This window comes from Phenylobacterium sp. (assembly GCF_004299445.1).
Lineage (GTDB): Bacteria > Pseudomonadota > Alphaproteobacteria > Caulobacterales > Caulobacteraceae > Phenylobacterium.
On record NZ_SCTC01000086.1, the window covers coordinates 1 to 8,625 of the forward strand.

5 protein-coding genes are annotated in these 8,625 nt (G+C 63.9%); all 5 read left to right on the forward strand.

What is annotated here, in order from left to right:
- Positions 1-60: 60 nt before the first annotated feature.
- Positions 61-1,470 (forward strand): IS701 family transposase, encoded by a 1,410-nt coding sequence (locus tag EPN98_RS23940; protein WP_293365502.1) that lies wholly within the window; start codon positions 61-63, stop codon positions 1,468-1,470.
- A 227-nt stretch (positions 1,471-1,697) separates the two neighbouring features.
- On the forward strand, positions 1,698-2,654 hold the full coding sequence (locus EPN98_RS23945; protein WP_293365504.1) for a hypothetical protein: 957 nt from the start codon (positions 1,698-1,700) through the stop codon (positions 2,652-2,654).
- Between the two features lie 125 nt (positions 2,655-2,779).
- On the forward strand, positions 2,780-4,387 hold the full coding sequence (locus EPN98_RS23950) for a hypothetical protein (protein WP_293365505.1): 1,608 nt from the start codon (positions 2,780-2,782) through the stop codon (positions 4,385-4,387).
- A gap of 11 nt (positions 4,388-4,398) precedes the next feature.
- Entirely contained in the window at positions 4,399-6,921 is a 2,523-nt protein-coding gene (locus tag EPN98_RS23955) for a PglZ domain-containing protein (RefSeq protein ID WP_293365507.1), read from the forward strand.
- Between the two features lie 3 nt (positions 6,922-6,924).
- A partial coding sequence (brxL, locus tag EPN98_RS23960; protein WP_293365508.1) for a BREX system Lon protease-like protein BrxL occupies positions 6,925-8,625 on the forward strand: 1,701 nt, incomplete at its 3' end.

The following is an 8,625-nucleotide window of genomic DNA, read 5'->3' on the forward strand; positions in this document are numbered from 1 at the left end:
TAGTCTTACTGTGTCACAAACTGGATAATGCGATCCTCTCGACTCCATGTTGGAGGATCGATGCACGCATCCGAGCGCTTTGATCGCTATCTTGAGCACCTGAGTGCGGGACTGGGCCACGCGGATCGACACGCCGGACTGAGGGGCTATTGCACGGGCCTGATGCTGCCGCTGTCGCGCAAGAGCGTGGAGCCGATGGCCGCACGGGTGGACCCGATGCACGCCAGCGCCCGGCATCAGGCGCTGCATCATTTCGTGGCCAAGGCCGAGTGGTCCCACACCGAGATGCTGCGCCGGGTGGCCCAGTGGGTGATCCCGAAGATGGACTTCCGTTCGGGCGGCTGGTGGATCATTGACGACACGGGGTTTCCCAAGAAGGGCCGCCATTCGGTGGGCGTCACGCGCCAATACTGCGGGATGCTGGGCAAGCAGGACAACTGCCAGGTGGCTGTGAGCCTTTCGCTGGCCAGCGATCAGGGCAGCCTGCCCGTGGCCTGGCAGCTGTACCTGCCTGAGGATTGGGCCGCCGATGCCGCACGTCGCACCAAGGCGGGGGTTCCCGAGGAGGTACGCTTTGCCACCAAGACGCAGATCGCTTTGGAGCAGTTGCGCGCACTGCTGGATGAGGGCGCTCCGCGTTACTGCGTGCTGGCCGACGCCGGATACGGCGTGGACACTGCCTTTCGTCAGGCGCTTAGCGACATGGGCTTGCCCTATGCGGTTGGGGTCACCTCGGCCGTCGTCGTTTGGCCGCCCGGGGTCCAGCCGCTACCTCCCAAGCCCTACAGCGGCGTGGGACGCCCACCCGTCGTGCCCCAGCGCACGGCCGCTTTGCAGCCTCTGAGCGTCAAGGCGTTGGCGATGTCCTTGCCCCCGCAGGCGTTTCGGAACATCACCTGGCGCGAGGGCAGCAACGCAGCGCTGAGCGGCCGCTTCGCGGCCGTACGGGTGCGTCATGCCGGCGGGAATGCTGGCAAAGCGCGCCTGCGCCCTGAACAGTGGCTGCTCATCGAGTGGCCGGCCTGCGACGAAGAGCCGAGCAAGTACGTCCTGTCTACCCTCCCCGAAGGCACCCCCCTGGACGAACTCGTGCGCGTTGCTCACCATCGCTGGCGCATCGAGCGCGACTACCAGGATCTCAAGCAGGACTTCGGCCTGGGTCACTACGAGGGCCGAGGTTGGCGAGGCTTCCACCACCATGCCGCGTTAAGCATCGCGGCCTATGGATTCTTGATGGCCGAACGCCTCATCGCCGACAAACCTGTCGGCGGCAAAAAAAACTTCGTCGAACGCCAAGTGCCTGCCCTTCCCGAGGATTACGTCCCCCGCGGCAGTTCTGCGCGCGCAGCGCCACGTGACGACCTCGATCACGAGCTTGCGCCATCGGCTGAGCTACCACCTGATCGCTCGTCTAAGGCAGTGCCCCTGCTGCGGAAGAGCAAGCGCAAGGCTTCTCTTATGACACAGTAAGATTAGCGAGAACATCCTGGTCGCTCAAGCGCACGCTGGACACCATAGAGGAGACCGCTCACGCGTTTACGCTGCCCGCTGCGCTGCGTGCTAGTCTGAGCGCATACGACCCGCCCGCCATCGAAGCGGAGCTTTCGCGCATCCAGGCCGAGATCGATGACATCGCTTTCGACCTCTATGGCTTTAGTGAGGCCGACCGTGCCGCCGTTCAAGGGGAGCAGAGTGCGGTGAATCAGGGCGATACCGAAACCAGTAATGACGACGAGGGCGATGAGGATGACAGCGCTGCACCCGTCGACCAGACGGTCGGCTTGTTGAGCTGGGCAGTCGGTGTGGCATTCGGTCGTTTCGACTGGCGCCTTGCGACTGGCGAGCGCGCCGCACCCGCTGAGCCGGATCCCTTCGAGCCGCTGCCCGCCAAGAGTCCAGGCATGCTGCCGGACGGGGCCTCGCCCTTCCATGCGCACGAAGGCATTCTGGTGGACGACCAAGGTCATCTGCACGACATCGCGCGTCTGGTCGAAGAGGTACTCGCCCGTGTCGAGGCGCCTGTTCCAGAAGATGTTCGCCGCTGGTTGCAGCGTGACTTCTTCGCCTTCCATCTGCAGCGCTACTCCAAGAGCCGCCGTAAGGCGCCCATCTACTGGCCGATTAGCACGACGTCCGGCAGTTATACGCTGTGGGTCTATTACCCCAGCTTGACCAGCCAGACGCTGTACACCGCCATCAACGATTTCGTCGAACCCAAGCTCAAGCATGTGGGAGATGACGCAGCCGTGCTGCGTAACAAAGGCAGCGCCCGCACTCGAGACGACGAGAAACAATTTGAGGCGCTCCAGAGCTTGGAGATTGAACTGCTGGATCTGCGTGACAGGCTGCAAGAGATCGCCCCCGGCTACAAGCCGAATCACGACGATGGCGTGCAGATCACTGCTGCGCCGCTCTGGCCGCTGTTTCGTCACAAGCCCTGGCAGAAGGTTTTGAAAGACACCAGGGCAAAGCTGGAAAAGGGCGACTTCGACTGGGCTCGCCTAGCGATGGCTTACTGGCCTGACCGTGTGCGAGAGAAGTGCAAGACCGACAAGTCGCTGGCCATCGCCCACGACCTTGAGGAGCTGTACGAGGAGTCCGAGGCGGACCCCAAGAAGACCCGTGGCCGGAGGAAGGCCGCAGAGTCCGAATGACCCAAGCCAGCGCTTCGATGCCGCCTCGCTGAGTCCTTCTGAATGGAATGCACTGAGAGGCGCCAACTGACCAAGCAGCCAAACAGCCAGAAGCTCAAACAAAGCCGAAACGGGAGGAATGAGACATGCTGATCTACGCCAACACCTTGTACCTCGAGCCGGCCGGAGGCCCAGGCGACGTCATTCGTCAGGTGGCCAAATGGGTTGGCCAGCGTACGCGGGGCTTTGTGGACGAAGCACGCCTGGCTGCAGGCATCCGCGAGCTGAAGCTCAAGGACGGCAGCACGCTGGGCTCCAAAACCACGGGCGCCCTGGACGACGAGCCGGTCTATCCCTACCTGTTCAGCGCGCAGTTGAGCCACCGAGACGAGGCGGTCTCAGGCCGCAAATGGATCACCGAGGTGGGGATTCGGCAGGAGGCGGCAGGCCGCCCTGTGGAGTGCTCCCTGCTGCTGAAGACCGACGAGGTTAGCGCTAGGGTCACGGCGCCGATTCAGGTGACACGGCCCAAGCTGGTAGAGCAACTGCTCAAGACTTGCAAGCCTGCGACGGAAACGCCTGGCCTGGTGGTCAAGAAGCTGGACGAGCACAGCGCCAAGGCCTTCTTGCACGAGGTGGAGCGCGGGGAGCGCGGCTACCCCTTGGTGTTGATCAGTTGCCCGCGCAATGGCCAGTACGCGGTGGACCCTGAGCGTCTTCGGTCGGTGTTGGCCGGCCTGGCGGATGTGGTGGCCGTGCCCGATGGGGTGGACACGTTTGCGATTGAGGATGTGGTGGGCCGGCGCTACATGGCTTTTGCTGGAGGCGTGAACATCGTGTTCCCGGTTCGGCGTGGCGTCCGTGAGCCGTTCTGCGACACGGTGCTTCTGCGTGCCGAAGCCATTGAAGACTTGCAGCACGACGGCAAGGTGCTGGAATCCGAGGTGCTGGGCATCATCACCCACCGCACCAACTTGCCGTTCTCTTGGCGCCATGTTTCACCGGTGAAAGTCGACCAGGCCATCTTGCATGGCCGGGTGGCCGCGCTGCTGGACAAGACCAAGGGCAGCCAGCACGCGGACGAGCTGGCTGAATATGTCGAGTTGCTGCAAGCCGCAGACCAAGACGTTCTGCGCAAGGAGGCTGAGCTCAAGCAGTCCCGGGCGGACTTCGAGGCCAAAGAGGAAGAGGTTCGAGATCTCAAGCAAGAGATCTTCAACCTCAGTCAGACCCTGAGCAGCCTCCAGGCCGACGACGGGCAAGGCGCTGCCATGGAGGTGTTGGCCCCCGTCCGCGAGCAGCTGCTGGACGCTGTCAAGTCCAAGCTGACACTGCAAAAGGTGGTGGACTTAATGGGCACTCTGTTCCCTGACCGCTTGGTGTTTTTGGACACTGCCATGGCGTCAGCCAAGGAGGCCGACCGAAGTGGCTCGAAGCTGGCCGAAAAGGCATGTGAGTTGCTGCACACGCTGGCCACGGGCTATTGGGGCGCGCTGAACGACGGCAAGGGTGACCAACATGCCAAGGGCGTGTTCGGGAAAGACGCCTACGCCGCCAACGAATCCGATTCGCTGAGCAATGAGGGCAGGCGCCTTCGCACCTTCAGCTACCGTGGGCAAGACTTTGTGATGGAGAAGCACCTCAAGCACGGGGTGAAAGACAGCAAGGCCGAGACCCTGCGCATCCACTTCGAGTGGCTGCCGGCAGAGAAGATGCTGGTGGTAGGGCACTGCGGTAAGCACCTGAATTTCTGAGAGCACGTTGAATGCGCATTGAAACCTTCATCCAGCAGGAGATCCTGACACTCCGCATGGCCGATAAAGGCGTGCTGGTGGTGTACGACCCCGAACGCCGCTACCACGGCACCTGCACCAGCATGGCCGACGAGCGCTGCCGCGTGGTGGATGCCAGCGGTAGCAGCATCCTCAGCCGGGAGGAGGCTGCGCAAGCTCTGCTTGAACTGGGCCAGGGCCGCATTGGGCACCTGTTGGTCTACGTGCCCACCGCTGCGCCGCTGACCGACGAGGCCCGCCAGCAAGACCCGTTCAGCCCCTACGCCGCCTGCGGGCGCGTGTTCCCCGATGGCGACGGTGACCGCTTTGAAAGCCTGTGCGAGAGCGCCAAGCCCGACCAGGTGCTGGAACTGCGCCGCATCTTCGATGCTGACCCCAACCCCAGCTTTGCCGTGATCGACGCGCTGGGCGGCGGCGTGGGCTGGCCCAACCTGCGTGCACTGTTGAACGTGGAGACGGGCCGCGACATCCTGCTGGCCCTGATGGTGCCCAACAGCGCACAAGAACATGCGCTGAAGACTGGCGACACCTGGGTGAATGAGGCGCGTGAGCTGCTAAAGGCCAGCCTTGCGCTCACGCTGCGCACGCGTGGCCGGGCGTGGTCCACCATCGCGGAAGAGCTTTGGCGCTACGTGCTGTTCAGCGAGTTTGCGTTTGACCTGCCTAGCCCCTTGCCTGCAGCCCTGCAAGACCTGCCCCGCGCGCCTGAGGGTAGCCAGACGGTGGTGCTTTCGCTGTGTGATGACCTGCGCAATGACCACCGCAGGCAACCCGTGTACATCGACCGGGCGCAGAAGCTGGAGCAGGAACTGGCCCTGGCCCAGCACTGTGCGGCGCTGAAAGACCTGGGGCCCCGCGAGACCTTCCCGTTTGAAGAGCGCAGCGCGCTGGAGCGCGGCATTGACGCTTTTCTGCGCGACGACGTGGACGCTGTGCGCCAGACCCTGGACCGCCAGCGCCGATCAGTCTGGGCGGCTCACGGCGAAAGCCGCTTGAAGTGGGACCTGCTGCGCGCCGCGCTGGAGCTGAGCTTGCGCTGCGAGGAGCTGGACAGCCAGCTGCCCCAGCATACCCAAGACATGGGCAAGCTGCTGGCGTTCTACACAGGCAGCCTGCGCGAGGCCGACCGCCTGCACCGCGAGTTTGAGCAGGCCCTGGGCGACTTTGAATGGCAAGACACCCAAGACGCCATGAAGCCCGTGCGCCAGCAGGCGCGCAAGGCCTACGGCCGCCTGGCTGAGAAGGCGCAACTGGCCTTCACCCGCCACCTGCAAGCTGGCGGCTGGCCGCTGGCCGGGCAACTGGCCAACGCGGATGTGTTTGACCGCTTTGTGGCACCCAAGCTCCAGCAGCATGGCCACAAGGTGGCCTACCTGATGATCGACGCGCTGCGCTACGAGCTGGGCGTGGCGCTGGAGAAGCAACTGGTGGAAGACGGTGCCGTGGCCTTGCAGGCCGCGCTGGCACCGTTGCCCACCATCACCCTAGTGGGCATGGCTGCACTGTTGCCCGGCGCAGGTCAGCAACTGAGCTTGCGCCGTGACGGTGCGGCCCTGGTGCCCCTGCTGGGCGAACAACCGGTGACCAACGTGGCGCAACGTATGGACGTGCTGCGCAAGCGTTACGGTCAACGCTTTGCCGAGGGCCGGCTGGAGGACTATGTGCGCAGCCGCTTGGACGTGCCTGCGGATGCAGACCTGCTGGTATTGCGCGCGGTGGAGATCGACAGCCACTTCGAGAACCACCCGGACACGGCGCCGGCGGAGATCACCAACGCGCTGCGCCGCATCCGCATGGCGCTGCACCGCCTGGCGGAGGCCGGTTTCCAGGAAGTGGTCATCGCCACCGACCACGGCTTCTTCATCAACACCCACGCTGGGGCGGGCGATGTGTGCGCCAAGCCCGAGGGCAACTGGCTGGTGGAGCACGACCGCTGCGCGCTGGGTGATGGCGCGGTGGGCAACACCCACTACGTGTTGCCTGCCGACAAAGCCGGTGTTCGCGGTGATGTGGCCAAGGTGGCCGGGCCGCTGACGCTGGCGGCTTACCGCACGGGCCTTCAGTACTTCCATGGCGGCGCCTCGTTGCAAGAGTGCGTGGTGCCGGTGCTGACAGTTCAGCTGAAGGCAAAGGGCCAGCCGGAAGTGACCCAGGCGCTGGTCAAGCTGAGCTACAAGAACGGCGCCACCAAGGTAACCACCCGCGTGCCGGTGATTGAGGTGGCGGTGGATGCAGCCGACATGTTCTCGGCCGACAGCGCATTTGAGATCCTGCTGGAAGCCCAAGACGCCAAGGGCAACGTGGTGGGCGAGGCCCGTGCGGGTGGCGCTGTGAACGCGGCCACCGGCACGCTGACGCTGCATGCGGGCGACAAGGTGCAGGTGGCGTTGAAGATGCAGCTGGAGTTCGAGGGCAAGTTCAAGGTGAAGGCACTCGACCCCAAGACCAGCCAGATCCACTGCCAGCTGGACCTGTCAACCGACTACACGGTGTAAGCCATGGAATACAGCCCCGACGATTTGGACCGCAAGCTGACTGCCGCCTTCGACGGCAAGGTGGTCCGCAAGGACCTGCTGCACCGCATCAAGAAGGGCACCAACGTGCCCACCTTCGTGCTGGAGTTCCTGCTGGCCCGCTATTGCGCCAGCGACGACGCGGCCGAGATCCAGGCCGGCATGGAAGCCGTGCTGGACACCCTGAACGAGAACTACGTGCGGCCCAACGATGCCAACGCGGCGCAGTCACGCGTGGCCACAAAGGGCAAGCACCGCTTCATTGACAAGGTGCACGTCAACTACGTTGAGAAGGACCGGCGGCACTGGGCTGCGCTGGAGAACTTCGACTCCCGCCGTGTGGCCATCAGCGAAAAGTACTACCGCGACAACGACCGGCTGTTGCAAGGCGGCCTGTGGGCGGAAGTGACCGTGGCCTTCAACGAGGTGGAAGACGACAAGTACACCTTCTACGTGGAAGACCTGCGGCCCATTCAGCTGAGCCGATTCGACTTTGACCGCTACTGCGAAGGCCGCGCCGGCTTCAGCCGCGACGAGTGGATGGACGTCATCCTGCGCTCGGTGGGCCTGGAGCCCAGCAAGCTGAGCAAGCGGGTGAAGTTCCACTTCATCGCCCGCCTGGCACCGCTGATTGAGGCCAACTACAACTTCATTGAACTGGGCCCGCGTGGCACCGGCAAGTCGTACTTCTTCAGCGAGTTCTCGCCGTACTCCACGCTGATCAGCGGCGGCCAAGCCACCAAGGCCACGCTGTTCTACAACAGCCAGCGCCACAAGATCGGCCTGGTGGGTTTCTGGGACACCGTGGCCTTCGACGAGGTGGGCGGCCTGAAGGTAAAGGATCCGGACACGATCCAGATCATGAAGGACTTCATGGCCAACGGCCGCTTCTCGCGCGGCGTGGAGGTGATTGCCGACGCGTCGATGGCCTTCGTCGGCAACCTGGACTTGTCGGTGGACCAGATCGTCCACTCTGAGGTGTACGACCTGTTCCAGCCGCTGCCCAAGGAGTTCGACCTGGCGGTTCAAGACCGCTTTGCGTGCTACTTGCCGGGCTGGGAGATGCCCAAGAACAGCAGCGAGTTCTTGACCGGCCGCTACGGCTTCATCACCGACTACCTGGCCGAGGCCTTCCACCACCAGCTGAAGCAGACAAATCGCTATGAGGAGGTCAGCAAGCGCATCAAGCTGGGCAAGGCGGTGGAAGGCCGCGACGAGAAGGGCATCAAGAAGACGGTTTGCGCCTTCATCAAGATCCTGCACCCCAACGGCGCTCCGACGGACGAGGAGTTCGAAGAGTACGTTGCCTACGCCGTGGAATGCCGCCGCCGCGTGAAGGAGCAGATGAACAAGCGCAAGACGGACGACGAGTACGCGCGCATCAACCTCTCCTACTTCAACACCGCCGGCCAAGAGGTGGAGGTGTTCTGCCCTGAGTCGCGCAACGCTACGGCGACGCTGGAACCGAGCCGCCGCAGCATCCACGGCGGTGCGCCGGTGCCGCCTCTGGTACCGGCAGCGCCTGCCGTGCCCGCTCCAGCGACGCCGGCGCCAGCTGGTGCGGCGGCAACCACAAATGCGACGTCGCAACCGGTGGCAGCGCCACTGCCGGAAGCGCCGTCCGCACCAGCCGAGCCTGAACTGACCGAGCAGCACTACACCATCCACTACGGTGACTCAGGCCAC